This window comes from Acinetobacter sp. CY79 (genome assembly GCF_059515845.1).
Map to the genome: position 1 here is coordinate 1 of NZ_JCAKMY010000032.1, position 26,205 is coordinate 26,205.

A 26,205-nucleotide genomic window follows, 5' to 3' on the forward strand; every position below is an offset into this window, starting at 1 on the left:
GATTCTCGATAATGCCTCAATTCATAAAGGTCAAGCGATTGATGATTTAGCAGCAAAATATAAGACAAGAATCGTTTATCTACCTGCGTATAGTCCCGACCTCAATCCTATTGAAAAAGCATGGTCTGTCTTAAAAAGTAAAGTCAGGCACATCATTGCTCAGAACAATAAAACCATTCAGGAAGCTCTGGATATCGTATTTAAGATGATGTAGCTTATGTTTCATATTTGGCTATATCAACTTGGATAGTCCATACTGCTATCAAACTTACTAAGTTTTCTTAAGAAAAAACAATTTAACCACCTCATTTCAAACACAAAAAAAGGAGATCAAATGATCTCCTTTTCAAACACAGACAATTGTTTAATCAATTGCAGGCGTATAAGTACCATCAGCGATTGGACCTTTGATACGATCAGCTTCTGCAAGCACAAGTGCAAGCAAATTTTTCACGTTCTCTAAAGTTGCCACTGGGCTTAAAGTCGTCATTTTCAATGATTGAACTTGACCGACTTTAGTGACACCAATATTCGCTTCACCACGTGCAAATAATTCATCTGCTACGTTTTGGTTCAATGTATCGAGTAATTCTGTTGGATAACCTTCAGGAATCACACGGAACAATACTGAAGCAAATTGCGGATCTACCAACATTTCTAAACCGTCAGTTGCATCGATATAGGCTGCAACATCACGTGTTAAACCCACACCGTGATCGATCATAGAACCGTAAAGTTCCTCACCCAATGCTTCAACTGTCATCCACAATTTCAACGCATCAAAACGACGCGTTGTTTGAAGTGATTTAGAGACTAGGTTAGGCACACCGTGTTCTTCATCATAAGCAGAGTTTAAGTACTCCGCTTCGTAGTGCATGAAACGATAGTTTGCTTCATCTTTCAGCAAGAACGCGCCACATGAAATCGTTTGGAAATAATGCTTATGGAAATCGAGTGTGATTGAATCAGATAACTCAATACCATCAAGCATAGAACGATAGTCATTCGAAAGAATGAGTGCACCACCCCATGCCGCATCAATATGCATCCACGCACCATATTTGTTGGTGATTTCACGAACTTCTTTCAATGGATCAATGGCACCTGCATCGGTTGTACCTGCAGTAGCAACCACACATGCCACAATCTTACCTTCCGCTTGAAGGTGTACCATGGTTTTTTCAAGTGCATCAACATCCATCTGCGCATTGTCATTCACAGGAACAGTCACGACTGATTGGAAGCCCATACCCATCATGGCCATGTTCTTTTGCACAGAGAAATGTGCATTTTCAGAACAGATGACTTTCACATTACGCATTGCGTCGCTTGGCACGCCATCACGCTGTACAGACCACGGATTACCGTTTTCGTCTTTCCAGTTTTTTGCGATGCAAGCATCACGCGCAAGGAGTACACCCATCAAGTTAGACTGCGTACCACCAGAGGTGAACACACCTGCTTGACCTGCACCATAACCTACTTTTTGACGAAGCCAATCGATGAGCTGAACTTCCATCAAAGAACCTGCAGGGCTTTGATCCCATGAGTCCATTGATTGGTTCGTTGCGTTAATCAACACTTCAGCGATTTGGCTTGTTACCATGGTTGGGCAATGCAAATGCGCCAAAGAATGCGGATGATGTACTTTTAAGCTTTTATTTAAGAAAAGCTCAACCATACGATCCAGAGATTTCTGTACACCTAAACCTTCTTTAGAAGGGTTGAATGCGATTGCAGAGCGAAGCTCTTTGATACTACCGCCCGTGTACATTTTGTCATTTTGCAACCATGCAGATACAGCTTTTACAGCTGAATCCATTGCTGACTGATAATCAGCAATGGACTCTGCATCATTACAGAATAACGCTTTACGATGTTCTGCAAAATCAACCATTCTTATGCGCCTCGAGTTGCAACAAGTGCTTCAGCAAGTGCTTTCTTGAAGCGTGCAATCACTTCAACACATTCATCATGATTGATGATCAATGGGCAAAGTAAACGAATCACTGTACCGTTACGACCACCTTTTTCTAACAATAATTTGTTATCAAAACATGCTGCTTGGATTGCTGCTGCCAATTGACCATCACCTGGTAATGAACCCATGTGATCTGCCGCTTGACGTTCATCGACAATTTCAACACCAATCATCAAACCACGGCCACGTACGTTACCGATACAAGGGAATTCTACAGCTAATTTCTTCAATTCAGCTTGTAAGAAGTCACCACGATCAGACGCATTTTGAGCTAAGTTTTGCTCTTTAATCGTTTTGATCGTTGCAAGACCCGTTCCCATCGCCAATTGGTTACCACGGAAAGTACCCGTGTGACCCGCTGGTTGCCAAGCATCAAACTTACGTTTAATACCAAGAACGGCAAGCGGTAAACTACCACCGACTGCTTTAGACATGACGACTACATCAGGTTCGATACCTGCATGTTCAAAGGCAAACATTTTACCTGAACGTGCAAAGCCTGCTTGAACTTCATCAAGAATCAACACAATGTTGTGCTTTTCGGTCACTTCACGGATTTTTTTCAACCATTTTACAGGTGCTGTGACCACACCACCTTCACCTTGAATTGCTTCAAGAATAACAGCTGCTGGTTTAGTTACACCGCTTTCAACGTCTTCAATGAAGTTTTCGAAGAAATAAGTGAGTGCATCTACACCCGCTTCACCACCAAGACCCAATGGGCAACGGTATTCATGCGGATACGGCATAAATTGAACACCTGGCATTAAGCCATTCACAGCATTTTTAGCAGACAAATTACCTGTCATTGCCAAAGCACCATGCGTCATACCGTGGTAACCGCCAGAGAAGCTGATTACAGTGCTACGACCAGTGTACGTTTTTGCTAATTTAATTGCTGCTTCTGTACCATCTGCACCAGACGGACCACAGAACTGTAGACAATACTCAGCCTTACCACCCGGTAATTGCTCAAGTAAAGCTTCAGTGAAAGCATCTTTTAAAGGCGTCGTTAAATCCAAAGTATGCAACGGTAAACCGCTAGCAAGTGTATCTTGGATACTTTGAATGACCGCAGGATGATTATGGCCTAAAGCCAATGTTCCTGCCCCAGCTAAACAATCGAGGTACTCTGTACCTTCAACATCAGTAACCCAGCATCCTAAAGCTTTTGCTATTGCCAACGGTAATTTACGTGGATAGCTACGAACATTCGATTCCATTTGACTTTGGCGAGTTAAATAGTATTCGTTAGTAGAATTAGGGGCAGGATTTACAGAAGAAACGCTCATATCGAATTACCATCTCTGATATGGGTTGAAAGAAATAAGTCGGGTGACTTGCGGTCCTTTGACTCGGTGCTTTATAGATTCCAATTAGACGATAGTTTATTCATCATAACCAGAGGGCGGATGATAACGAATTTTGAAATAAAATAAACAGCTTTCTATCGTTTTCACGCCCTTATTCTAAAATAATAATGTGACAAAATGGAAACTTGTACACTATTCGTTCTTTACTGTGAATAATTAGCTTATTTTCAATTTATCAGCGCATTTTGTTATGTCAAAATTCACGCAAATATTTGCAGAAAAACAACTAAATACTACGGATACAGCATGAAGCAATATTAAAAAAAATACATTGGCTTGAACGCTACTTTTTGTAATTAATCCATCATTCTTACAGGCTTACTGTTAAACCTCTCATACATTTTATTTTTTGTATGTGAGATCTGATTGTTTTGGGCACTTAAACAATCATCAACAGTGATCAAAAGCGATATTTAAATATCAGGTAATAAAATCAGCCCTTGATTAATTTACGCAATTCTTGATTAAAATACATCATGAGTCCCATCATCACCACTGCAACACCGATAAATGCAATTCCATGAATCACTTCATTATTTAAGGTAGCACCAAGCACTAAAGCAATCACAGGTGTCATCACATTACTCAAAGATACTGTTGAAGCCGCTAAACGGCGGATTAGCCAGAAATAGCAGAGCATCGCAACAATCGAAGACATGATCATGGTAAACAAGAAACCCATCATCGCTTGGGTACTTGGCAATGCTGTTGGAATATGTTGCCAAATAAACGGAATGATCAACAATGAACCAAGCGCAGATAAAATTAAAGACCCTGTGGCTTGAGACATTGGACTTAAAGGTGCATTAATTTGTTTCACCCAAAAAATCGAGCTGATATAAGAAATCATACTAATCAGCATGAGTACAATCCCCCACGGATTCACTTTAGCATCTGCAGATTCAGCAAACACGAAACTCAGTCCAAGCACAGCGACAGCCATGCCAGTCCATTGTATTAAGGTGAGCTTGTGTGTTTTTAAAATCACATGACCGATCAAGCCAGCGATCAAAGGTGAAAACCCGAAAATGAGCGCCATCAATCCTGAGGTTAAATAGTTTGCTGCTAGATAAATAAACAGTTGCGCACCAATCAGGTTTAAACTTCCCGCCAAATAGCTTTTCATTGACGTTTGATCAAATGGCAAAGGATCGCGCATGATTTTGAGTAAAAATAAAGCAATGATCGATGCACCAAAGTAACGAATGATCAGCACCCACATCGGATGGATTTCAGCCACACTCCAGACGATTGCCAAAGGTGTTGCTGCCCAAATCAACACCAATAACGCATAAATACTTGCGGTCACGGGTAAGGAAGATGAATTCATAGCGTTCTCTGTTACTTAGGGCAATTAGCCTGATTCAAAGCGGTTGATCTTTAATAAATTTAAATATTAGTATTTGAAATTAAATATTGTAAATACAAAAACAGACCTGAGTTGCCTGAGGTCTGTTCCGTTATTACTTAATCAGATTATTTCACAATTTTACGTAAATCTTGCGTTAAATCTAAATATTTATCTGCTTCAAAAGGCGCTTGCTTGCTAATCAACTTTTTAAGATGACGCATTTCTTTGGCCGCATTCACAGTGATCCCACCCACGATAATACCGTTAGTGATACCAAACAATACAAAAGATGACTCTGCACGAAGTTCAGGCTTGATCTCACCTCGAACTTGCCAATCGCTTGCTGCCATATCGCCAACAAACTGATAATTAATATCAAACTGATCTGTCCAGAACCAAGCTGGGTTTACAGCTGGATGTTCTACACCCATCACGTGACGTGCGAAGATGCCTGCTTGTAAGTTTGCATTTTCCCACGTTTCAACACGGCGATGGTTACCACAGTCACGAAGTTGAGTGGCTACATCACCCGCTGCATAAATATCCGCATTAGACGTTTGGCAGTTTTCGTTCACTTTGATCGCAAAATCAACATCTAAACCAGCGTCTACAGCCAATTGTGCATTCGGCACAATACCGATGCCATAAACCACGGCATCAGCACGGAGTTCTTCACCATCCGCTAAAGTGATGACAATTTCTTCGCCGTCCTGATTTTGTTCAAGGCGACAATCTGCAATAGAGGTAGAAAGACGAACATCAACTCCTGCTAACTTTTGCTGTTCAAGCAAGAATTCGCTCAAGATGCGTGGAGATGAACGACCCATTACCATTGGACCCATTTCAATGACAGTCACGATACAGTCTTTGAAACGTGCAGATGATGCAAGCTCAAGACCAATTACCCCACCACCGATGAGGATGATTCGTTGACCCGCTTGAAGTACAGGAACCAACGCTTGTGAATCTTCAAGGTTGCGTAGTGTATAAACGTGTTTACCCAAAGCATCAAAGTTGGGTAAACGACGTGCTGCACCACCCGTTGCAATTAATAATTTGTCGTATGCAACAACATCGCCGTTAAGAAGTTCAACAGTTTTCGCTTCTGCATTGATTTTCGCAACGCCATTTCCACGAATGGTTTCTACACCTAGATCAGCTAATTTCTGTTCCGATAAAATTTCGATTTTGGTGTCGGAAGGTTTTAGAATCACATCTTTTGATAATGGTGGACGCTCATAAGGAAGATGCGTTTCATCACCAATCAATGTAATTTTACCTTCGTATTTATTGCCACGAAGTTCTAAAATTGCGCTCGCACCTGCTTGGCCCGCACCAACGATCACGATGTTGTTTACATTGTTCATGTTATTAACCTTTTAACTCTGCAGAGACGATGCCAAAGCCCGCAATCCACTCACTGATATCTTCATAGCAGTGCGTTGTCATTTCGTATTCACCTATTTCGCTCAGTGCAGCAAAGGCCGCCATCCATGAACGCACTTCTTGACCACCACGACCACCATCACGACGAATTTCTGCTTCAGTCATGGCTTCCATGGCTGCAAAATCAGCATTTTTGAATGTCTCAAGCAATGCGATATCCCACTCAGGACTCAGTGGTACAGCAACCGACGTATCACCTGCAGCGAGCTTTTGACCGACTGCAATGATTTTCGCTTGACGTGCGTTACGTGCTTCCTCAGTCGGATTACGACCTGCAATCAAGAATTCTTCCACTTCAGGTGGCACTGAACCCATTTGTGGTGTCGGTGGATCATGAGAAAGCCCCCCTGTACCCAATACAAGGACACGCTCATTTTCAAGGTTTAAAGACTTGATGAACTGACCTACAGCACGACCTAAAGCAATGGTACGCTTGGTGGTTGGCATGGGTGCTGCAGCACCATTAATAAAGATGGGAATCGTTGGATAACGATCAAGCTTGCCATCACATAAGAAATGTAAGGGTTGAGTCACACCATGATCGGCTTGCATACGATAAGAGTATGCAACATCAACCCCTTCATCTAACACACGACGAACTAAAGAAAGTGCAGTTTCTTCAGGTACATCGATGTTGTTATTTTCTTTACCATAGTCCCAATCACCTGCCGCTGTTGCACGGATACCCACGCAAAAACTTGGCATAAGATCGTAGAAGAAACCATTAAAATGGTCTGGACCGAAAGTAATGATGAGGGTTGGGTCGTAAGCTTTTACTTCAGCAGATAAATGTTCAAAAGCGCTACGCACTTTTTGCTCTTGAGATTGATCTTGAGGTGAAGCAAATTCCATTAACGGACTGTGCGATGCACAAATGAGTTTAACGGCCATGAGAGACTCCTTAAAAGGAAGGCAGCCTAGAACAGGCTGCCGATCAGTCTATTTGAGTTAGACTAAATTTTTTATTGGTCAAAGTATCCTGCGCGAGGCTGACGTAAACCACGAATACCTAAACCACATTCAGCATTAATTAAAACACCTGTCAGTGGACGGTTATTGGCACGAGATGCCAATAACACGTATGAACCTGTCATATCTTCAGGTTCAGGTAAAAAGTCGAGTGGCATTCCACGCGCAATTTTCTCAGGATCACGTGCATCTAAAAGACCCAGTTTATCTTGACCCAATGACGCAGCACCTTTGATGTTCACATTCATTGCAGATGGCGCAACAGCATTGACACGCACTTTGGGTGCAAGTTCATATGCCAACTCTTTCATGATGCCCACGCCTGCATGTTTAGATGCAGTATAAATTGGACCACCACCAGAAGAATAAAGCGCTGAGTTAGACAATGTGAAGATGATTGAACCTTCAGATTTAACCAACTCATCTAACGCAGCCTTAGCACCCAAGATAAATGCCTTGGTGTTAATGCCCATGATCTCATCAAATGCTTTTTCAAGTTGTTCGCCAGACATGCTCACGATATCTGCATAGTGATCCCAGATCCCTGCATTACCGATAAAACAATCTAACTTACCAAAACGTTCAACAGTCGCTTGAACAGCACGGACGTTGTCTGCATAGCAAGCTACATCACCAGCGATAGCCAATACACGACCACCAAAATGTTCATTTAAAGCATCAACTTTATCTTGTGAACGTTGAAGAACCGCAACCTGTGCACCTTCTTCTAAAAAACGCTCAACCAAAGCCCAACCTAAACCCGAACCACCGCCAGTGATGAGTGCAACTTCGCCTTGTAGCCAGCCCATGCTTACTCTCCCGCCATTTCTACGAATAACTGACCATCTTCAACAATCACTGGGAAAGTTTGGATTGGATCAGTTGCAGGTAAGCAAAGTGCTTCACCTGTTTTCAAGCAGAAACGTGCTGAGTGTAATGGACATTCAACTGTACCATCATCTTCCAAGTAGCCTTCTGACATGGATGCATTACCATGTGAACAACGGTCGTTCATAGCGAAAAATTCACCACCATTGTTGAACACTGCAAGCGCTTCAATACCATTCACGCCACAATCTACTTTCAATGCTTCGCCTTCATCTAAGTCATCAACTTGACATACAAAAATTTTATTCATTAGAAGAACACGCTCAGGTTATGTGAACTGTAAGTCACTTGGTCTAAAATAATTTGACGTTGGAAGATTTCAAAGCCTTGCTCTGTATCAACTTTACGTACTTTGTCATGGCGCTTACCACAGTAGATTGTGACATCTTTCTCTTTCTGTGTGCGATACAACAAATACGTCAAATGCACATCGTATTCGCCTTCAACTTCAGTTGCTTCAACGATGATGTTTGACACCATGTGAGTAGTACGTGATGGAGGCTCTTCAGCCCACGCCATACCTGTTTCTAAACGTGCAACACGGCGTTCTAACAAATCTTTGTTGTCGTTAAACACCCAAGTTGTCGGTAATTCAAGATTACGACGACGGTCACGCGTTTGTACATTTGGTGTGGTACGTAGCGTATAAGAAATATCTTCTGCAAGTACATCTAACCAAGGACGGAACTGCCAATCGTCAAGCATTTTTGCTTCACGGTACATAAATTGGCTAATTTGATGATGAAGTTCTAAACTAATTTGGCTCATTTCATCATCTCCTTTTCGTATTCGTCAGCCGCTTTTTCTACATCTTCCCATTTTTCATGGATGAGTAAGTCAGCCCAGCGACGGTATAAACCACGCGCTGCTGTTTCAGAGAAGATATAGTTTGTGATACCAGGAATGCCATCTTCACGAACTTTTTCTTGACCCATACCCATTTCCATAATGAGTGGGTTTTTACGTGCTTTATAACCACGTAGAACTTTTTGAATCTCTACCCAGTTCTCAGAGTCATCTTGCTCTAGGAAACCAGCAGGACCAAATGCGCGCGTTGCAGAACGTTCAAACGCTTCTTTCACTTCTTGAGACGCTTCAGCATCGGCAATACAGAATGCCCATACTTCAGTTTTGTTTGGACCACGTGGATGCCATACGCGAAGTGTTGCTGTACCGTTCAACCAAGACAATGTTGGGAACATGGTGTTGTGACCTGCAAGACGTAACGCACGGATTTCACCAAGACGCTCTTTCGCTTCTTCGTAAGTTTCGCGGAAGTAGTTTGCAACTTCGCCATCAACCCATACGTTTGCATCTGGTTTTTCTGTGAAGAAGAAGCCTGAACCGTGACCACGCGCGCCGTATTGGATTGCGTCTTTTGCAGTTTCCCATACTGGACGTGCAGTTTGTGCAGCACCTAATTTCTTCGTAGAGTCGTCATCTGGTTTTGCGCCCAATACTTGGATCGCAGATGCATGAGAGAACAATGCGTGGTATTGGTCAGATGCAAACTGTTCAGCTGCAAATTTCCAGTTACATTCGATTTCCCACTTATGAACACCACCGATGATCTCAGTACCACCTGGACGACGATCTAATACGCCGTCTAAGTACCAAGCGATATCACCCATGTATTCTTCTAGATCAGGTGTAGTCTCATCCCAGCAACCAAAGATTAAACCTTTATACGATTTAACGCGGTTAACTTCGATTAAGCTCCACTCTTCTTTACATGCACCTTGTGGGAATGCACGATCTTCTAATGGAATATCTTTAAGTGAGCCGTCTGTACCGTAAGACCAACCGTGGTATGGGCAAGTAAACGCACGTGTATTACCACAGTCTGCAAAACTTACACGCATAGAACGGTGACGACATTGGTTGAGTAAACCTTTGATCGAACCATCTTTTTGACGAACAACGATAATTGGATCTTCGCCCATGTAGGTATTGAAGAAGTCACCAGCCTTAGGAATTTGGCTTTCATGGCATAAAAACAACCAAGTACGACCAAAAACACGCTCAAGTTCTAATTCATAGATATCAGGATCTGTATAAATAGATGGCGTGATACGTCCATTTTGTGCATCGACTAAAGCGTCGATTTCGCGCACATCAATTTTTCCACTCATGAAATGCTCTCCTGTGACTGGATAAGACACAAATTCAATAGACTCAACTTGTCGACGATGATGGATTTTGATGGCGTTTTGGGGAAATATTTTTTTTGTTTGAATCAATATCTTTTAGCAATTAATCAATAGGTTTTAAAATAGGTGATAAATCCACTTTTAATCACCCACCCTTAATTACAAAGGCATAGAGCCCACTCTTCTCTGATGAATTGATTCTGAACTATACTGCACGCGGATCATATTAAGACTTTGTATGAATCAATCTTTGGAAGGTTATATGGAACTACGTCATCTTCGTTACTTCATTGCAGTTGCTGAAGAACTTAACTTCACCAAAGCTGCACTTCGTCTCTACACAGCACAGCCCTCGCTCAGCCAGCAAATTAAAGATTTGGAAACTGAGATTGGTGTTCCATTGCTTTATCGTACAAAACGAAAGGTAGAACTCACTGAAGAAGGTCATATCTTTTTAGAGCAAGCACGTTTAACCCTTGCTCAAGCAGATAAAGCTGTCGCTATGGCGCGTCAAGTTGCCAAAGCGAAACAACAACTCCTCCGCATTGGCTTTGTTCCTGTGGTAGAAATGAAAATCTTTCCTTATGTCCTGCCAAATTTACGCGTTCAAAATGAAGATTTAAAAATTGAATTACTCAGCTTAAATAACTCAGAACAGTCGAAATTGCTCCAAAAAGGTGAGATAGATATCGCTTTTACGCGTCAAAGTCTGTTTAGTGATGAAATTGAGAGCCAATTTGTGCTACGTGAACCCCTGATCTTCTTACTACCCAAAGATCACCCTTTGGCAAAATATGAACGCATTCCAGTCAAAGAGCTGGATGGTATCGACTTTATTATCCCTTCTGAATTGCAATCTAAAACCTTAAATAGAACCATATTAGATTTCGCCAAAAAGCATGATATCCGCTTAAATATCGTCCAAACTGCAGATAACATCCTATTTAACATTAACTCAATTGGCATGAATCTAGGCTGTACATTACTGCCCGGCTATATTGCTCCACTCACCATGAGCAATACGGTTATTCGCCCGCTTGATGTCGAATTACCCTCTATCGATCTCTATGCAAGCTATAGAAAAAACTCAGATTCAATAGGTGTACACAAATTTATGGACTTGCTCAGCGGCGTATTTTATTTAGATATCAACCGCGTTTAAGCTCATTTTTAGATTAATTTTCATACATCGCTATGACTAGTAGATACGATGGCGATGTATTTCTCAAATTTATAGGTGATATTTCTGAATTTATCCTTAGACTTTAGTCTAATTATTTTTGAGTAAAAACTATCACGAAATAGCACTTTATTCAGAGTAATTTAATTGGAAAAATACTCAAATTTGCTCAACAAATCCCCGTCATACAACTTAAGTCTAATGCAATTTTAGGCTTTTTTTTCTTGTAAAATCATTTATAAACATACCTATATTTTATTCAGTGATTACATACAACCCTACAAACAATACTGATTATCAATAACTCACCTACTTGATTCTTAAAGGTTAAAAAAAAGGATGGGTAAACCATCCTTTTTTTTACATTATCACCGTATTATTTTACGCCATGTACAGCAAGGTAGTTTTTAATCACTGTGTTAAATTCGTCAGCTTTTTCAACTTGAGACCAGTGACCACATTGACTAAAAATGTGAGCATCAGCATTGGGTACAACATTTAAGATATCCCAAGTACGCGACACTGGAATCACCACATCTTGAGTACCGTGAATCAACAATACAGGTACGGTAATGTCTTTCATTTTTTCAAAGTCGAGTGGGAATTCAAAACGGTCACGGTCACGTGCACCAACAACATCCATCAAACGATTTGATGCGTAGTCATTTGCAGCTGATTCATAACGAACTTTCACAAGTTCATCTGTAATCAAGTCTTTGTTGACCACAAACATAGAAAGTGTCTTTTTAACCCCTTCAACAGTCAACACTGGGTTTGCATGCGCTTTAAGCGCAGCAGTTTGTACTGCACCGCCTGTACCCATAGACACGATACCCAAAATACGTTCTGGATAATCAATCGCCATTTGGAAAGCTAACCAACCACCTAAAGAGTTACCCACCAACCAAGTCTTCTCGATACCCAAAGCATCTAAGGTACGTACCGCGTGATCAACCCAAGCACGGATACCATATGCAGTATTCGGAGCGACAACTGTTTGGCCATAACCAATCGTATCAATCGCGATACAACGTGCTTGCTCACCAATTTGCGGAAGGTTTAACCACCAGTTCGCAGCTGCAGATACACCCGTACCTGAACCATGTAAAAATAAGATTGGCGTACCTTCACCAATTTCATGGTAATGCGTCAACTCGCCTTCTGCTGTTTCAATCCATTTGTCTTCTAAGCCAAAGAACGGATCGGTTGTGTATTCAGGGATTTGAACAGTGCTCATAATAGTCCTCTTAAGTCTTTTGCTTACGCATCCATCTCATTTACAGAATTCAACGACAAGTTGACTCATCAAAAATGATCTTTTACACGCTTATATTAACTGTTCAGCCCAATCAAACTGATACATTATTACGATAGCAAACAACTTTAAAACAATAATTTAAACTATTGTTTAATATAGTTTTTTAATTTAAAAGAATAGCAATTAGGGTGAACCTAAGGTTCACCCTAATTTAACCACTAGAATTTATAGCTATAGGTCGTTGCAATACGATGTTCTTGCAGGTCATTGCCAAAGCTATAGTTCGTATCAATGAACATATAGTTGAAGCCTAAGCCTTTCAACTTACCTTCAGGCACAACATAATTAATAATCACGTTGTTTTCATTTTCTTTACCTTCAGGTTGACCCACACCCATATCAATATTATCGCCACGGAAATGACGCACAGTTGCGGTTAAACCTGAAATTCCAGCATCTTTAAGATTATAGGTATAGCCCAAACTCCAAGAACGCTCATCTTTACGAATGAAACTCGCTACTGACCAGTTGTCTAAGTAAGGTTGTGGCACCCAACCACCCAATGTTGGGAACATCGTGGCTTCACTACCATGATCACCAAACATTTCTTGGTAACCGAGTTGAACAGTATGCATACCATGGTTCATTTTTGCACCAGCTGATACCGCTTGGCTATCAATGTTCCCATAAAGTTTGTCACCTGATTCACTGTTATCAAAGTAACGAACATGCGTATCTAACTTTGTTTTTTCAGTTAAATTCGTTTTGAAGTTTGCAGCAACATAATGTTGTTGATAGATATTGGTAACATCTGCATACCAATAGCTACCACCGATTTTTGGTGTGAACTGGTGATCAACACCCAAAATATACATACCGTCATCAGTAGACTTGTTCGCGGCTTCTGCTTTAGCAAAGTCATTCTGCGGGAACAAAGTTAAGTTTTGATATTGATTATCATAACGCGCATTAATGCCATCAATATAGGCCAAAGTCAGTTTTGTATTTTTAATATCTTTAGATTCTAACCATGCACCACTATACGTCGTTAATAACTGGCGTGATGGGTCAAAAAATATGACTGGAGACATCGGCAATAAATCACCCACTTTCAGTTCTGTCTCAGACACTTTAACTTTTAAAGTTGCTCCCAATTTAGCATTATCACGCTCGGATTGACCTTCAGCAGCATCAAATGGCATGTGTATATCATTGCCATTGGCTTTCAAACTAACTGCGTATTGAGCAAGGATATCAGCACCAACCTGAATGCCTGCACCAATATCATGATAGCCAGACTTAGCATCTAAAGTGACAGCTTGCGTCCAGTTACCATAACCTGGAGTAACGCTTCGCCCTGCTTCATGATCGTATTCACGATCCAAATAGAAATTTTTAAATTTAAGTTGCACATTACTGTCATCAATAAAATCTGCATGTGTTGCAGCTGTCCCTAGTGTTGCAGTTGTAGCAATCATTGCTATCCATAAGTTTTGACGACGCATGGCTGTATCCCTAATATGGAAAATTAACTTAGGTCTGCATATTGCTTAAAATAAGAAACGAAAAAAATCAGACCACAGTCTTAAAAATTCCACTTAGAAATCATTCAATGAATAAAGCTGATTTTAATTAATTGTTTTTTTGGCTTATTTTATTTGGTTTGAAAATCTAGAAACTTAAAAATATTTATTAATTTTCAAAAACTTATCTAGTTTAAAAATCAATATTAAATATAGATCATCTTGTTTAAGTGTTTTTATGTTTGAATCACTTTGAGAGCCATAATCATTTACAGAATCAGTAATCGTTTCTAAGATTTAAGACAGCGTTTTTATGTATATCTAAAACTATGAATCTCATACCGAATCTGAAAATTCACATCAAATCCAAAATAAAAAAGCACCCGATTGGGTGCTTTTTTGCATCAAAACTTAATCTACAATTAAGCTTGTGATTCGCGTGCTTTAGACATCGTTAATGCTAAATCTTCAATCATGTCTTCTTGACCGCCAACAGTACCACGACGACCCAATTCCATTAAGATTTCACGAGCAGATACGCCATATTTCGCTTCTGCGCGTTTAGCAAATAACAAGAATGATGAGTAAACACCTGCATAACCTAAAGTTGCCGCATCACGGTCTGCACGAATTGGGTTTAACATCATTGGAATCACTAAGTCTTCCGCAACGTCTTGTACTTTGAACAAGTCAACGCCAGTGTCCATACCCATACGATTCGCAACAGCGATGAACAATTCAAGCGGTGTATTACCTGCACCAGCACCAAGACCCGCAGATGCTAAGTCAACACGGATCGCACCCGCTTCAACAGCAGCAACAGTGTTAGCAACACCCATACCTAAGTTGTGGTGACCGTGGAAACCAAGCTCAATGCTTGAATCTAAGTGTTGACGTAAGTGACCCACACGGTCTTTCACGTCTTGTGGCAACATATAACCTGCAGAGTCAGTTACATAGATACAGTTTGCACCATAGGCAACCATCTTCTGAGCTTCTTCAAGCAATTTTTCAGGAGATGCCATGTGAGCCAACATTAAGAAGCCCACAGTGTCCATATCTAATTTACGTGCAGCTGTGATGTGCTGTTCAGAACAATCCGCTTCAGTACAATGCGTCGCAACACGAATCGTAGAAACACCGATTTCGTGCGCCATTTTTAAATGGTCGACCGTACCGATACCAGGTAAAAGTAATGCAGATACTTTTGCATTCTTCATACGTGGCACAACAGCAGTTAAGTACTCTTCATCAGTTGCGGCAGCAAAACCGTAGTTGACTGATGAACCGCCAAGGCCGTCACCATGTGTAACTTCGATTAAAGGTACGCCTGCATCATCAAGTGCTGTTGAAATTGCAATCATTTGCTCAACAGTGGTTTGATGGCGCTGTGGGTGCATACCATCACGCAAAGTCATATCATGAACAATAATCTTAGACATGTGATTGCTCCTTAAGCGTCTTTATTAAATACGTGTTCTGCAAACATTTCTGCAGTACGTGCAGCAGCAGCAGTCATAATGTCAAGGTTACCTGCGTATTTCGGTAGGAAATCGCCCAAACCTTCAACTTCTAAGTAAATTGACACACGGTTGCCATCAAATACAGGACCATTTACAAGCTTGTAACCTGGTACATATTTTTGAACTTCTTTAATCATCGCATGTACAGATTCAGTGATCGCAGCTTGATCTGGCTCACCTTCAACTAAACAATGTACTGTGTCACGCATCATTAATGGTGGCTCAGCAGGGTTGATGATGATGATCGCTTTACCTTGTTTCGCGCCACCCACTTTCTCAATTGCACCCGCAGTTGTACGTGTAAATTCATCAATGTTTTTACGTGTACCAGGACCAACTGATTTAGTCGATACAGTTGCAATGATCTCACCGTATTCAACAGGTTGAACACGAGAAACTGCAGCAACCATAGGAATCGTTGCCTGACCACCACATGTCACCATGTTTACGTTTGGCACTTCGCCAGCCGCAAGCAATGCTTCTAAGTTTACTGGTGGTACGCAGAATGGACCAATTGCAGCAGGTGTTAAGTCAATCATGAGCACGCCAAGTTCATTTAACTTGCGGCTGTTTTCAGCATGTACATATGCAGAGGTTGCATCAAATGCAATTTTAATGTCATCTGCAATCACGTGAGGAAGAAGACCATCTACACCTTCCGCAGTGGTTTTCAAACCCATTTTTGCCGCGCGAGCAAGACCTTCAGACGTTGGGTCAATCCCCACCATCCAGACTGGCTCTAACCATTCGCTACGTTGTAACTTGTAAAGCAAATCAGTACCGATGTTACCCGGACCGATCATTGCACATTTAATCTTTTTCATGAATGTACTCTCTCGTCTTCCCTTATTCAGCAGCGAACGCAGCTGTCACAGAACCGAAACCTTCGATTTCAACTTTAAATTCATCACCTGGTTGAGCAACAACCATTGGACCTAAAGCACCCGTTAAAATAATGTCACCTGCCAACAATGGACGACCACGACGAACCATTTCATCAGCCAACCAAACTGCTGCGTTCAATGGATTCGCCAAGCATGCTTTACCTACACCTTGAGACACGACGTCTTTACCACGGGTCATGATCATTTTGCAATTGACAAGATCAAGGTTGTCGAGTTTTACAGGTTTAGAACCCAAAACAAAAGCAGCAGAAGAAGCATTGTCAGCAACGGTATCGATCAAACTGATTTTCCAGTTTTCAATACGGCTATCCACGACTTCAATTGCAGGAAGTGCGTATTCAGTCGCACTGATGATGTCTGCAAAAGTATGCTTTTCTTTGGTTAAATCTTGATTGATGACCAATGCAATTTCAGCTTCAACTTTAGGTTGGATTAAAAGACCCGCTGGAATTGCTTCACCATCGCCATACGCCATATCAGCAAAGAGCATACCGAAGTCAGGTTGATCTACGCCAAGCTGTGCTTGAACAACTTTAGAGGTCAAACCAATTTTACGACCCACTAAACGACGACCTTCTGTTAATGCACGTGCTGTATTCACTTCTTGAACAGCGTATGCAATATCGACGTTCGCAGCTTCACCGCCCAATGCAGGACGGATTGGAGAGATCGCAGTTTGTGTTAATTCAGCAGTACGTAACGCTTGTGCAACTGATTCAACCACAGCAGAATTAGACATCAAGACTTCCTTCAACTTCATGTGACGATGGAATTGAAGCTATACTGATCAGCTTTATAGAAAAGCCAATCCAATAAGCTTCAAAATCTTTTAGAGATAGAGTCATCTCTGATGTGAGCTAGGATGAGAAAAACTGAAAGGATATGCCAATACTTATTTTATTTATAACAATAGTCTTAAGCTATTATTGATCAAAATTAAAATCTTATAACCTTATAATAATTAATATTTTTTTATTTTGATCATTCATTATAACAACTTTAAAGCTATAAATTTAATCCATCTTTAGACTATTCGACGCCCTCTAAAAGCAGAGTATTTGCTTCAATCAGCACAATACCACTCAAAAAACAATCAAAATTTAAATGACTGTCTTCAGATTTTATATCACCATTAAAACGTATTAACTTCAATGAATTAACCCGACCTAAGTCTTAAAGTATTCCATGTGTATGAAATAAAGACGAAATTACAGCGCGATATAATACTTGCCAAAAAAAACATTATTTCTACACACATTCGTATTAGTATCAAATGATCAATTCGGGGCAGATAGAAGAGCAACTAAATGAATATAAAACAATTCGCAACAGCATTATTGGTATTGGGTGCAAGCACTTTAAGCATGGCAGATGATGCACTGAAATATAATATTCTAAATTTCCAAGCTGAAGCCACTCGCCAAGTGTCGAACGACGAAATGCATGCTGTTTTATTTATTGAAAAAAGTCACAAACAGCCTGCTGAATTGTCTGCTCAAATCACGCAGTTGATGAACCAAGCATTAAACGTTGCAAAAAAATATCCGCAAGTCAAAGTCGAAACCGGCTCTCAAACCACTTATCCAGTCTATGACAATGATTCTACAAAATTAAAAGAATGGCGCGGTCGTGCTGAAATTAATATCGAAAGCACTGACTTTAAAGCAGCAAGCCAATTGGTCAGTGAATTACAGCAAAACTTTCAAACTCAATCAATCAATTTCACGGTTTCAGATGCACAGCGTAAGAAAGTGGAAAATGAACTCATGACTGAAGCCTCTAAAAACTTCCAACAACGTGCGCAAATCTTAAGTCAAGCTTGGAACAAATCAAGTTACAACCTTGTTTCACTCAACTTTAATACCAATAATAGTTATCCTCAACCTGTGATGATGCGTGCATCTATGGCAAAATTTTCAGGTGCTGAAGCTGCTGACTCGCAAAATATGGCTGCGGGCGAGTCTAAAATTACAGTGAATGCGAACGGCTCGATTCAACTTAAATAAGCACTCCATCATTATTCAGATATCTTTTTCCTCTAATAAATAAAAAAGCCATTCACATGAATGGCTTTTTTATTTGGTCAGCTTAAGTCAGGATTGAACTGAAAAATCAGATTTTCACTTTTTGAATGGAAAGGCATATTTCACAATACGCCCAAGCACTTGACCATACTGTTTCACCAAGCTTGCATTGTTATAGTTCAAACCATATTTTTCACAAACAGCTTTCACTTTTGGACCCATTTGACGGTAGCGACGTGCAGGAATATCTGGATATAAGTGATGCTCAATTTGATGACTCAAATGACCCGTTAGAATATGAAATGCTTCTGAGCCCGTTAAGTTTGATGACCCACGAATTTGACGCATGTACCAATGACCACGAGATTCATTTTCTAATACAGACTTTGGAAAAACTTCAACATCTTTAGTGAAGTGACCGCAGAAAATAATACTAAAGGTCCAAATATTTCGAATACCATTGGCAGCCAAATTACCTAAGAACACAGGCAGTGCCGCAGGACCCGCAATTAAAGGAAAGAATACATAGTCTTTAAACAGTTGCTTGCCGATTTTCTTTTTCATCGGTGTTAAACGTTCTTGGAATTCTTCTTTGGTCATACGCCCCTTTAGACGTTTACCAATTTCAAGGTTTTGAATCGCCACACCCCATTGGAATAATAAGCAAAATGGAACGCTATAAAGCGGTTGCAACAAATATCCTTTTTTCCAACGTTGCTCTGGGAACAAACGGATAATGCCATAACCGATGTCATCATCCATACCCTTAATATTGGTATACGTATGATGTTTATAATTATGAGTTTGACGCCAATCTGCTGCCGTCCCTACGATATCCCACTCATAGGTTGTACCTTTGAACTTAGGATCATTCATCCAGTCATATTGACCATGCATGACATTATGACCTAATTCCATGTTTTCCATGATTTTAGCAAAACCAAGTAAACCTGTTCCTAAAACCCAAGCTGGCGGGAACCATCCTGCAAATAAGCATGCACGACCTAAAATTGAACTATAACGAATCGCGGCATAAACACGTTTAATGTATTTGGCATCTTTCTCACCAATATCATCCAACACTTCTTGTTTAATGGCATCGAGCTCACGCGCAAGTTCATTCAACTGAGACTCAGTAAGCTCACGGTTTTTAGGATTTTTAAAATACTGTAATTGAACTGGCATGTTCATAAATGTACTCGCTTATAGATCAATAATCAGGTCAGTTTGTGCTGAATTTACGCAAATTTTAAGCAGGTTCCCCGGCTCGTTATTTTCAGCGCCATTCACAAGGTTTTTGGTTGAACCCTGCGCTTTATTACATGCACATTTATTACAAATGCCCATACGACAACCGTGTGTCGGTTTAATATTTTGTTGTTCCAAGCTCACTAAAATCGATTGCCCTTTTGGAATCGAAATCGTCTTTTGAGACTGCGTCAACGTGACATTGATAAACCCGACCTCATCTGAAATGATCGGAGTTAAACTAAATGCTTCACTTTTAAAGGTTGCCGCCTGAGCAAAAACTTCTTCAGCTGAATGAACAAAACCTGAAGGTCCACATGCATAAACAGTCGCAGTTGCTAAATGTTCAATGTGTGCTGCATGTTGTTTGTTAATGCGTTCATCGGCATGTTCAGCTTGGGTGTAGAATAGTTTTAATTCAAAATTTTTATGTTGCTGAGCCCATTGCTCTAGCTCTGCTTTAAACGCAACATCTGCTTGAGTTTTCACCCAATACATCAATATTACTGAGCGATTTGAATCTGTTTTCAATAGATCTTTGAGCAAACTGTACATCGGGGTAATCCCACTTCCCGCTGCCAATAAGATAAGCGGTTGAGCGTCAGCTTGAATCGTCATATCACCATACGGCAGACCAAATTCAATCATGTCTCCAACTTTTGAATCATTCACCAACCAATTGCTTACCACACCATCCGCGACTTTTTTGGCTGTTAATAACACATGCTGATCATCGACTTGGGTCAAGCTATATGTACGCTCATATAAGCGACCATTGCTTTGAATGATCACGGGATGATGCTGGCCTGCTTGCGCTTTCTTAAAGTTTTTATTGGTTTGAATGGTTAAACTAACTGTATCTGCACCATTTACTTGTTTGCTAACAATCTTTCCTAAAGATTGATTTACCGACCAAAGTGGATTGAGCTTTTGCAACCAGAAATTTGCAGCATGACGATCAAAAACTGATTCAACTATAGAATCAATAACGGTTTTTCGATTTGTTACAGCTTGCATTTTCCACTCACTTTGTTGCGGTTTAATAATTATTATACAGATGTATATATATTTGTATAGTGAAGCTTTGTATAAGTTGTCATTCCCCTATGCAGAGCAGGTTGCTATAATGGTGATATAAATCTATATGCTTGATATTTATGAGTCATTCTTCCATTTTTACAGATATTGAAATCACTCAAGAATTACGACCAGTGCCTGAACAACGCACTCAAGTTCGATCAGTTGGAAGAAAAGCGACGATTACCAAAGATGAATTATTTCAAGCAGCACTTAAATTAATCGGGCCACAAAAAAGTATCGCATCCTTAAGTTTACGTGAAGTTGCACGTGAAGCTGGAATTGCACCGAATAGTTTTTATCGGCATTTTAAGGATATAGATGAGCTTGCGATCGAGCTGATTGACCGCTCTGCTACCGTACTACGTCAGATTTTGCTTCAAGCACGACTTAAAGCTTCAAAGAAATCCAGTATTGTTCGAAGCTCGGTTGAGGTTTTCATTGAACAATTGGATGCCGATGAGGGTTATCTAAGCCTTTTGTTACGTGAAGGTTATACAGGCTCTGCATCTTATAAAGAAGCTGTTGAAAAACAACTCAATTATTTCCAACTCGAGCTTCGAGATGATTTAGTTCGATTGGAAAAGTTAAATAACAATAAAATGATTTATCCTGAAGTTGCTGCCAAAGCCATCACTCAACTGGTGTTTAATATGGGTGCAAAAGTCATCAATATGCCGACTGAAGAACGTAAAGAAATTGCTGAACAGACCATGATCATGATCCGAATGATTCTTGAAGGTGCACGTCATTTAGAAAAATAATCATGCTTTAAAATCGTGATGCCATAAAAAAGCCCTTATCTATAAGGGCTTTTTATACTTAGATGCTCGTAATTTGAATGTTTTTTAGAAAGCTAATCTAAGAAGTTAAATAGTGATTTATTTTATAACTTAGGATTCCCACACCACTTCTTTATTTTGCGCCACCCAAGCCTCAATGAGCGGTTCATATTTGGATTCAATCTTATTCCGCTTAATCTTCATCGTTGGTGTAAGCATGTCATTATCCATCGTCCATAAATCCATAATCACCACAATGAATCCAAGTTTTTCATGTGCCTCTAGCTTTTCATTAACCTGACTTTTCAGTGCAATGAGCGCCGCCTCAATTTCATCACGCTTATTGTCTTGTTTAAGCTTATTACGAATCTCTTCAGCCAACATCACAAATGCAATCGGTTGCTTATGACTGGCACCTCCGACACAAACAGATTCAATCATTTGATGATTACCAATCTTCTGCTCAATCGGTACAGGCATGACATATTTACCTTTTTGGGTTTTGAATATGTCTTTAACTCGTCCTGTGATTTTCAATCGACCACTTGAGTCAATCTCTCCCATATCTCCTGTTCGCAAAAAGCGATCTTCTGTTAAATCTTCAGCGGTCTTCTCAGGATTTTTATAGTACCCCAGCATCGTGCCAGGACTTTTGACGAGGATCTCTCCATTTTCATCAATCTTGCATTCAACGCCTGGTTGCACATGCCCCACATATCCACTTAAATATTCACCCCAACGGGTAATATGTGAATAGCCACTGTTTTCAGTCATACCATAAACCTCAAGTAGCTCAAGCCCTAAACTTCGATACCATTTAATGATATTGATTGGCAAAGGTGCAGACCCAGTCAGCGCATATCGCACATGGTTAAGACCCAGTTTGGACAGCAGTTTTTTCTTAAAAGCATTACCTAAAACTGGTATTTTAAACACGATATTTTGGACTTTAGGTGGTATTTTTTCATTAATTCCTAAGTAAAACTTAGTCCATAATCGTGGCACTGAGAAGAAAATGGTGGGTTTGGCTCGGTTTAAATCTTCAATAAACGTTTCAAGTGAATTTGCGAAATATACGGTAAACCCACAGATCATCACGGATGATTGAATAAATACGCGTTCTGCAACATGAGCTAAAGGTAAATAAGACAATGCACGGTCATCTGATGTCACCCCAAAAGTTCCCTTTAACTCAGATGCGGGTGACAACAAGGTCTCATAACTTTGCATGACACCTTTTGGTAATCCTGTACTGCCAGACGTATAAATAATGGTAGCTAACTCTTGAGCCTGTGGTAAATAAGGCGATGTGGTTGGCTGTGTTTGCGCAATCACATCATCCCATGTAATGGCATCATAATCAGGAGCAAGTGGTAATCGAATACATGGCATGTCTTTGGGAAGAATACCTTTCACTTCATTCCAACTGTCACCAATACCATCCAATTTGCCAATGAAAAGGACTTTGCTTTCACTATGATCAAGCACGTACTTAGTACCATCAGCATTCAAAGTTGTATACAGCGGAACAGAGACATGACCTGACATCCAAATTGCTAAATCCGCCATGATCCAATGCGCACTATTTTTACCCAAAATCGCAATTTGACTATGCTGAGGTAAATTCATGGTTTGCAAATAAGCCGCCATGCGCTTTACTTCATCCGCAACCTGTTGCCATGTGAATTTGATCACTTCGCCTGTGGGTAAAGGTTGAATTAAGAACGCTCTATTTGGAGATTTCTGCGCCCAATGTAAAAGATAATGTACGTGTGTAGGCAAGTCATCCGAGCGCCCGATGTTATTTAAATCTTCCATGCAATGATCATCCCTATCATCTCGATAAAATGGTGGATTTATTTGTATATTTGTCATCCATAATAAATTTCTACCACAAACTTCAGATAAATCAAGTATAAAAAAACGCCATTCCATTGGCTTAATCAACCAAACATCACAAGGAATTTTTTAAAGTGCGTGCTTAAAGGCGTTCAGCTCACTTACTTAAAATTTAACGATCAAAAGCATCAAATAAATTCTCAAGTGCAAAAAGATAGCTGGCATAATACGTCATTGGAGTTGATTCACTTCGCCAATGTGAATGCATATTATTTAACCTATAACTAAAATATAATTCATGGATTGAGTTAATTATAAATGGCTAAATTATCTACAATAATTAAAGCAAAAGCACAATTGAAAGCCGTTCAAGCACTCACATATATATTGCCTGTATCACATCCGTTGGTATTTGCAGGACCAAATTCAGCCTTAAATTTATGCAATAACATCCAACAACTGGGTATGAAAAAAGTGCTGATTGTGACAGATGAAGTCTTGCTCAAACTTGGTGTCATTCAACCTTTGCAAAGTCAATTAGAACAAGCAGTTGTTCAGGTCAACATTTTCTCCGAAGTAAAACCTGATCCGACTTTTGAAGTGGTTGATAAAGGGATTCAGCTTTTTAAAAGCTCTAAATCTGATAGTGTACTTGCTGTGGGTGGTGGTTCGACCATAGACACGTCGAAAGTGTTGGCTTTAGCCGCTGCGAACAACAGATCACCCAAACAACTGGTTGGTCTATTGAAGGCTCGAAAACCCGCCTTCCCCTTATTTGTGATACCAACCACTGCTGGGACGGGTTCTGAAGTGACTGTTGCTGCCGTTTTATCGGACAATCGAACGCATGTGAAAAGTTTAGTGATCGACCCCAAAGTCGTGCCACTTGCAACAGCGCTTGATCCCATTATTATGCAAGGTATGCCTCCTGCCATTACCGCAGATACAGGTATTGATGCACTGACACATGCACTTGAATCATGGGTCAGTGAGTTTGCAAATCAAGAAACTGATTTTTACTCACGAGCAGCAACCAAACTGATTTTAGAAAATTTAATCCTGGCTTGGAAAGATGGAAAAAATTTAGCTGCTCGGGAAGCAATGGCTTTAGGTTCACATTATGCTGGACTTGCTATGAATAAAGCTGCTATCGGCTACGTACATGCGCTGGCTCATCAACTAGGCGCAAAATATGGCGTACCTCATGGGCGTGCAAATGCGATCATTTTGCCTCATGTGCTTGAGTTTAACCGCCAAGCCTCGGAAAAACGCCTCGCTAAATTAGCACGTGAAATTGGTTTAACCACTTCTCCGAGTGATCTCGAAGCAACAGATATCTTCATCCAGCGCATCAAAACACTTTTAATTGATTTAAACATCAATACACAAGTTCAAGGCATTCAACCGCAAGATTTCCCTGAAATGATTGAAGCTGCATTTACAGAAGCACATGGCATGTATGCTGTACCTAAGTACATGGACTATGCAGAGGCTGAAGCAATTTTGATGCGCCTTCAAAGCATTTAGAATAGTGTGAGCTTGAGGAAAAGCTTAAGAAACAGTGCACCATGATTCAAAATAAAATTTAATAATGATCATCGATTTAAAATAAGGATATTTTAAAATGCTGAAATCGATTGAATCTCCTTATCCGCATCTACATGCGCAACTTGAGAACGGTGTGTTCACACTGGCGATTGATCGACCTGAAGCTAAAAATGCTTTCAATATGGATCTGTACGTTAATTTACGTGAAGCTATTTGTGAAGCTGACCAATCGAGTGAAGTGAGAGTATTCATTTTGCGTGGTGTAGATCAGGATTTTAGCGCTGGAAATGATATGAAATCATTTTTACAGTTAGCTCAATTTCCAGAAGCAGGTCAAGCAGGTTCTACAGCACCTTTTATGTTACTTAAAGCTCTGGCTCAGTTTTCTAAACCCTGTATTGCTGCTGTGCTTGGTGCGTGTATTGGCGTTGCGAATACACTGCTGTTACATTTTGATTTTGTTTATGCCGATGACACTGCAACATTTCAAATGCCTTTTGTGAGCTTAGGTTTATCCCTCGAGGGTGCAGCCAGTTTATTATTGGTTCAACGTGCGGGCTATCATCAAGCGGCAGATATCTTATTTATGGCAAATAAGTATGATGCACATAAAGCTTTAAAGGCTGGCATTCTCAATGAAATTATTCACAACCCTTATGAATATGCAACGGCTCAGGCTGAGCATTTGTCATCCCTTCCGAGTACTTCACTCAAAGCTGTAAAAAAGTTAATGAAGCACAATCTGGATCAAATTATAAAATGCATTGATGATGAAGCAGAAGTGGTGATACAGCGTGTTCAATCACCTGAAATGTTTGAAGCTATCTGCGCTTTTATGCAAAAACGACAGCCTGATTTTTCGCAGTTTAACCAATAAACTTTGAAAAACTATAAAAATATGAATTAAATTAGATTATTATGAAAAAATAACTAAAAAAAACTTCAATCAAGATGCTAATTTTTAGCATTCGAAAATTTGATAGAAATACTTTGTAATATTTTGAGAAAAAAGAGATTAACGCATATTAAAAATATATTTAAAGCGCATCCCCAATGATATTTTTCAAAAGCCGCTCAGGGGGAGTAAAAAATTTACTTTGATTATATTTATTCTAGGTTTTCACTAGGCGCAAAACCAAA

General features: G+C 40.1%; 23 protein-coding genes. 6 read left to right on the forward strand and 17 right to left on the reverse strand.

Annotation, left to right across the window (positions count from 1 at the left end):
* The coding region (locus AC5YCE_RS12735) for a transposase (protein ID WP_496171720.1) at positions 1-214 on the forward strand (214 nt) is incomplete at its 5' end.
* A gap of 150 nt (positions 215-364) precedes the next feature.
* On the opposite strand, the gene AC5YCE_RS12740 is transcribed toward AC5YCE_RS12735, so the two are convergent.
* The 9 genes from AC5YCE_RS12740 to hcaE all read right to left on the reverse strand — a co-directional run bounded on the left by AC5YCE_RS12740 (position 365) and on the right by hcaE (position 10,140).
* A complete protein-coding gene (locus tag AC5YCE_RS12740; protein ID WP_496126023.1) occupies positions 365-1,897 on the reverse strand; it encodes a pyridoxal phosphate-dependent decarboxylase family protein in 1,533 nt (510 codons plus the stop codon).
* Positions 1,898-1,899: 2 nt separating this feature from the next.
* Positions 1,900-3,273: a diaminobutyrate--2-oxoglutarate transaminase gene (locus AC5YCE_RS12745; protein WP_496126022.1), complete on the reverse strand. Its 1,374-nt coding sequence runs from the start codon at positions 3,271-3,273 to the stop codon at positions 1,900-1,902.
* Between the two features lie 514 nt (positions 3,274-3,787).
* Positions 3,788-4,684, reverse strand: a complete 897-nt coding sequence (locus tag AC5YCE_RS12750; protein ID WP_496126021.1) for a DMT family transporter — start codon at positions 4,682-4,684, stop codon at positions 3,788-3,790.
* Between the two features lie 146 nt (positions 4,685-4,830).
* On the reverse strand, positions 4,831-6,072 hold the full coding sequence (gene hcaD / locus AC5YCE_RS12755; protein WP_496172286.1) for a 3-phenylpropionate/cinnamic acid dioxygenase ferredoxin--NAD(+) reductase subunit: 1,242 nt from the start codon (positions 6,070-6,072) through the stop codon (positions 4,831-4,833).
* Positions 6,073-6,076: 4 nt separating this feature from the next.
* The gene (locus AC5YCE_RS12760) at positions 6,077-7,042 is read right to left on the reverse strand and encodes a 3-carboxyethylcatechol 2,3-dioxygenase (RefSeq protein WP_496172287.1); all 966 of its coding nucleotides are present in this window, start codon (positions 7,040-7,042) and stop codon (positions 6,077-6,079) included.
* A 71-nt stretch (positions 7,043-7,113) separates the two neighbouring features.
* The gene (gene hcaB, locus AC5YCE_RS12765; protein WP_496126018.1) at positions 7,114-7,929 is read right to left on the reverse strand and encodes a 3-phenylpropionate-dihydrodiol/cinnamic acid-dihydrodiol dehydrogenase; all 816 of its coding nucleotides are present in this window, start codon (positions 7,927-7,929) and stop codon (positions 7,114-7,116) included.
* 2 nt (positions 7,930-7,931) lie between these two features.
* Positions 7,932-8,258, reverse strand: coding sequence for a 3-phenylpropionate/cinnamic acid dioxygenase ferredoxin subunit (gene hcaC, locus AC5YCE_RS12770; protein ID WP_496126017.1), 327 nt, complete (start codon positions 8,256-8,258; stop codon positions 7,932-7,934).
* Positions 8,258-8,776, reverse strand: coding sequence for a 3-phenylpropionate/cinnamic acid dioxygenase subunit beta (gene hcaF, locus AC5YCE_RS12775; protein WP_496172288.1), 519 nt, complete (start codon positions 8,774-8,776; stop codon positions 8,258-8,260). The genes hcaC and hcaF overlap by 1 nt, the downstream gene beginning before the upstream one ends.
* Complete coding sequence (hcaE, locus tag AC5YCE_RS12780) at positions 8,773-10,140, reverse strand: 3-phenylpropionate/cinnamic acid dioxygenase subunit alpha (RefSeq protein WP_496126015.1); 1,368 nt, start codon at positions 10,138-10,140, stop codon at positions 8,773-8,775. The genes hcaF and hcaE overlap by 4 nt, the downstream gene beginning before the upstream one ends.
* Positions 10,141-10,420: 280 nt before the next feature.
* On the opposite strand from hcaE, the gene hcaR reads away from it, so the two are divergent.
* Positions 10,421-11,320, forward strand: coding sequence for a DNA-binding transcriptional regulator HcaR (hcaR, locus tag AC5YCE_RS12785; protein ID WP_496172304.1), 900 nt, complete (start codon positions 10,421-10,423; stop codon positions 11,318-11,320).
* A gap of 394 nt (positions 11,321-11,714) precedes the next feature.
* Here the strand turns inward: hcaR and AC5YCE_RS12790 are convergent, their stop codons facing one another.
* The 5 genes from AC5YCE_RS12790 to AC5YCE_RS12810 form a co-directional block, all read right to left on the reverse strand.
* Positions 11,715-12,575 (reverse strand): alpha/beta fold hydrolase, encoded by an 861-nt coding sequence (locus AC5YCE_RS12790; RefSeq protein ID WP_496126014.1) that lies wholly within the window; start codon positions 12,573-12,575, stop codon positions 11,715-11,717.
* A 239-nt stretch (positions 12,576-12,814) separates the two neighbouring features.
* Entirely contained in the window at positions 12,815-14,101 is a 1,287-nt protein-coding gene (locus tag AC5YCE_RS12795) for an OprD family outer membrane porin (protein ID WP_496172289.1), read from the reverse strand.
* A 440-nt stretch (positions 14,102-14,541) separates the two neighbouring features.
* Positions 14,542-15,561: a 4-hydroxy-2-oxovalerate aldolase gene (dmpG, locus tag AC5YCE_RS12800; RefSeq protein ID WP_496126012.1), complete on the reverse strand. Its 1,020-nt coding sequence runs from the start codon at positions 15,559-15,561 to the stop codon at positions 14,542-14,544.
* A gap of 11 nt (positions 15,562-15,572) precedes the next feature.
* The gene (locus AC5YCE_RS12805) at positions 15,573-16,466 is read right to left on the reverse strand and encodes an acetaldehyde dehydrogenase (acetylating) (protein WP_496126011.1); all 894 of its coding nucleotides are present in this window, start codon (positions 16,464-16,466) and stop codon (positions 15,573-15,575) included.
* Positions 16,467-16,488: 22 nt separating this feature from the next.
* Positions 16,489-17,286, reverse strand: a complete 798-nt coding sequence (locus AC5YCE_RS12810) for a fumarylacetoacetate hydrolase family protein (protein WP_496172290.1) — start codon at positions 17,284-17,286, stop codon at positions 16,489-16,491.
* Between the two features lie 568 nt (positions 17,287-17,854).
* Between AC5YCE_RS12810 and AC5YCE_RS12815 the strand changes: the two genes are divergently transcribed.
* Entirely contained in the window at positions 17,855-18,553 is a 699-nt protein-coding gene (locus AC5YCE_RS12815; RefSeq protein ID WP_496126009.1) for an SIMPL domain-containing protein, read from the forward strand.
* 114 nt (positions 18,554-18,667) lie between these two features.
* Here AC5YCE_RS12815 and AC5YCE_RS12820 read toward each other — a convergent pair whose 3' ends face one another.
* Both AC5YCE_RS12820 and AC5YCE_RS12825 read right to left on the reverse strand, forming a co-directional pair.
* Entirely contained in the window at positions 18,668-19,762 is a 1,095-nt protein-coding gene (locus AC5YCE_RS12820; protein WP_496172291.1) for a fatty acid desaturase family protein, read from the reverse strand.
* A gap of 12 nt (positions 19,763-19,774) precedes the next feature.
* Positions 19,775-20,836, reverse strand: a complete 1,062-nt coding sequence (locus AC5YCE_RS12825) for a ferredoxin reductase (RefSeq protein WP_496172292.1) — start codon at positions 20,834-20,836, stop codon at positions 19,775-19,777.
* Between the two features lie 140 nt (positions 20,837-20,976).
* On the opposite strand from AC5YCE_RS12825, the gene fabR reads away from it, so the two are divergent.
* Positions 20,977-21,660, forward strand: a complete 684-nt coding sequence (fabR, locus tag AC5YCE_RS12830; protein WP_496126006.1) for an HTH-type transcriptional repressor FabR — start codon at positions 20,977-20,979, stop codon at positions 21,658-21,660.
* Between the two features lie 129 nt (positions 21,661-21,789).
* Here the strand turns inward: fabR and AC5YCE_RS12835 are convergent, their stop codons facing one another.
* Entirely contained in the window at positions 21,790-23,496 is a 1,707-nt protein-coding gene (locus tag AC5YCE_RS12835; protein ID WP_496172293.1) for an AMP-binding protein, read from the reverse strand.
* A gap of 339 nt (positions 23,497-23,835) precedes the next feature.
* Here AC5YCE_RS12835 and AC5YCE_RS12840 point away from each other — a divergent pair, with 339 nt between their 5' ends.
* Positions 23,836-25,044 carry an iron-containing alcohol dehydrogenase gene (locus AC5YCE_RS12840; protein ID WP_496172294.1) on the forward strand — a complete coding sequence of 403 codons (1,209 nt, stop codon included), beginning with the start codon at positions 23,836-23,838 and terminating at the stop codon, positions 25,042-25,044.
* Between the two features lie 97 nt (positions 25,045-25,141).
* Entirely contained in the window at positions 25,142-25,942 is an 801-nt protein-coding gene (locus AC5YCE_RS12845) for an enoyl-CoA hydratase-related protein (protein ID WP_496172295.1), read from the forward strand.
* Positions 25,943-26,205 lie beyond the last annotated feature (263 nt).

Coding starts and splice junctions, on each gene's coding strand:
- AC5YCE_RS12740 (WP_496126023.1), bottom strand. CDS start 1,897: ATGGTTGATTTTGCAGAACATCGTAAAGCGTTATTCTGTAATGATGCA.
- AC5YCE_RS12745 (WP_496126022.1), bottom strand. CDS start 3,273: ATGAGCGTTTCTTCTGTAAATCCTGCCCCTAATTCTACTAACGAATAC.
- AC5YCE_RS12750 (WP_496126021.1), bottom strand. CDS start 4,684: ATGAATTCATCTTCCTTACCCGTGACCGCAAGTATTTATGCGTTATTG.
- hcaD (WP_496172286.1), bottom strand. CDS start 6,072: ATGAACAATGTAAACAACATCGTGATCGTTGGTGCGGGCCAAGCAGGT.
- AC5YCE_RS12760 (WP_496172287.1), bottom strand. CDS start 7,042: ATGGCCGTTAAACTCATTTGTGCATCGCACAGTCCGTTAATGGAATTT.
- hcaB (WP_496126018.1), bottom strand. CDS start 7,929: ATGGGCTGGCTACAAGGCGAAGTTGCACTCATCACTGGCGGTGGTTCG.
- hcaC (WP_496126017.1), bottom strand. CDS start 8,258: ATGAATAAAATTTTTGTATGTCAAGTTGATGACTTAGATGAAGGCGAA.
- hcaF (WP_496172288.1), bottom strand. CDS start 8,776: ATGAGCCAAATTAGTTTAGAACTTCATCATCAAATTAGCCAATTTATG.
- hcaE (WP_496126015.1), bottom strand. CDS start 10,140: ATGAGTGGAAAAATTGATGTGCGCGAAATCGACGCTTTAGTCGATGCA.
- hcaR (WP_496172304.1), top strand. CDS start 10,421: ATGGAACTACGTCATCTTCGTTACTTCATTGCAGTTGCTGAAGAACTT.
- AC5YCE_RS12790 (WP_496126014.1), bottom strand. CDS start 12,575: ATGAGCACTGTTCAAATCCCTGAATACACAACCGATCCGTTCTTTGGC.
- AC5YCE_RS12795 (WP_496172289.1), bottom strand. CDS start 14,101: ATGCGTCGTCAAAACTTATGGATAGCAATGATTGCTACAACTGCAACA.
- dmpG (WP_496126012.1), bottom strand. CDS start 15,561: ATGTCTAAGATTATTGTTCATGATATGACTTTGCGTGATGGTATGCAC.
- AC5YCE_RS12805 (WP_496126011.1), bottom strand. CDS start 16,466: ATGAAAAAGATTAAATGTGCAATGATCGGTCCGGGTAACATCGGTACT.
- AC5YCE_RS12810 (WP_496172290.1), bottom strand. CDS start 17,286: ATGTCTAATTCTGCTGTGGTTGAATCAGTTGCACAAGCGTTACGTACT.
- AC5YCE_RS12815 (WP_496126009.1), top strand. CDS start 17,855: ATGAATATAAAACAATTCGCAACAGCATTATTGGTATTGGGTGCAAGC.
- AC5YCE_RS12820 (WP_496172291.1), bottom strand. CDS start 19,762: ATGAACATGCCAGTTCAATTACAGTATTTTAAAAATCCTAAAAACCGT.
- AC5YCE_RS12825 (WP_496172292.1), bottom strand. CDS start 20,836: ATGCAAGCTGTAACAAATCGAAAAACCGTTATTGATTCTATAGTTGAA.
- fabR (WP_496126006.1), top strand. CDS start 20,977: ATGAGTCATTCTTCCATTTTTACAGATATTGAAATCACTCAAGAATTA.
- AC5YCE_RS12835 (WP_496172293.1), bottom strand. CDS start 23,496: ATGGAAGATTTAAATAACATCGGGCGCTCGGATGACTTGCCTACACAC.
- AC5YCE_RS12840 (WP_496172294.1), top strand. CDS start 23,836: ATGGCTAAATTATCTACAATAATTAAAGCAAAAGCACAATTGAAAGCC.
- AC5YCE_RS12845 (WP_496172295.1), top strand. CDS start 25,142: ATGCTGAAATCGATTGAATCTCCTTATCCGCATCTACATGCGCAACTT.